The sequence below is a fragment of the Meiothermus sp. QL-1 genome (genome assembly GCF_003351145.1).
In the GTDB taxonomy this organism is placed as follows: Bacteria; Deinococcota; Deinococci; order Deinococcales; family Thermaceae; genus Meiothermus.
In genome coordinates this window covers 1-1,340 of sequence record NZ_QQSV01000028.1, presented here as the reverse complement: position 1 = coordinate 1,340, position 1,340 = coordinate 1, and the positions used below count along the sequence as shown (strand labels likewise).

The window sequence follows — 1,340 nt, the reverse complement described above, 5'->3', positions numbered from 1 at the left end:
CTACCGAAACGGGGATGGTGTGGAAGGGGCTATAGTGCCCCGCATCTTCAATGCGGGGGTACAGGTTGTATGATGGGAACAGAAATGGCCCGGCGGTGCTGTAACACCCCGAGCCCGGCATCAGCTGAATAGGAGGCGACGCATATCGAGCATACCACCCACAAAAAGGCTTTTGTATACCGCCTGTACCCCACCAAGGCCCAGGAAGCCAGGCTGGTGTATATCCTGGACCTGACGCGGGAACTATACAACGCCGCTTTACAGGAGCGCCGCGATGCCTGGCGGAAGGCCGGGAAGTCGGTCGCGCTGTACGAGCAGATGCGGCTTTTGGGCGAGGTCAAGGCGGCAAGGCCGGAGTACCGGGAGGTGTACGCCCAGGTCTTGCAGGAAACCCTGAAGCGGCTGGACCGGGCCTTCCAGGGCTTTTTCTCTCGCCTCAAGCGGGGGGAGAAGCCCGGTTACCCCCGCTTCAAAGGCCGGGGTTGGTGGGACAGCTTCACCTTCCCCCAGGTCGTTCGTGGGGGCTGCTGGGTGGGGCCGGGCAAGCCTCTGGGGAACGGCAAGGTCAAGGTGCCTGGGGTGGGCCACGTGCGGATGAAGCAGCACCGCCCGCTGGAGGGAGTACCCAAGACCTTCAGCATCAAGCGCTCTGCCGGATGCTGGTACGCGGTGTACGTCTGCGAGGTGCAGGTTCAGCCCTTACCCCCGTCGGAGAACGCGGTGGGCATAGACCTGGGACTTTCGCACTTCGTGGCGACCTCGGAGGGGGAAACCTTTGCCCCTCCCAAGGCGTACCGCAAGGCCGAGGCCAGGCTGAAACGCACCCAGCGGTCTCTGTCAAAGAAGCGGCGCGCTTCCAACCGGCGTCGGAAGCTGAAGGAGAGGCTGGCGAGGCAGCACCGCAAGGTTGCCAACCAGAGGAGGGACTTCCACCACAAGCTGGCCCGAAAACTCGTCAACCAATATGGAACCATCGTCCACGAAGACCTGAACACTTCCGGCCTGGCCCGCTCCCGGCTCGCCAAGGGGGTGCTGGACGCGGGGTGGGCGTCTTTTATTTCCATCCTTTCCGCCAAGGCTGCGAGTGCCGGGCGGAGAGTAGTGGCGGTCAGACCGCACGGTACGAGCCAGATATGCCCCGAGTGCGGCAGCATCAGGAAGAAGGAACTCTCCGAGCGCATCCACGCCTGCGGGTGCGGGTGCGTGTTGGACAGGGACGTGGCTGCCGCAAAGGTTATTCTGGCGTTGGGCTTGGACGGAGCCCTCGGGGATGGACAGCGGGTAGCCGCTTCCGCGTGAACCGAGAAGCCCCGTTCTGAAGAACGGGGAGTCGTCACGAC

The 1,340-nt window shown here is 63.5% G+C and carries 1 protein-coding gene; it reads left to right on the top strand.

Features of this window, described 5'->3' with window-relative positions; all coding sequences use genetic code 11:
• Nucleotides 1–216 precede the first annotated feature (216 nt).
• On the top strand, nt 217–1,299 hold the full coding sequence (locus DV704_RS12085; RefSeq protein ID WP_233498359.1) for a transposase: 1,083 nt from the start codon (nt 217–219) through the stop codon (nt 1,297–1,299).
• Nucleotides 1,300–1,340 lie beyond the last annotated feature (41 nt).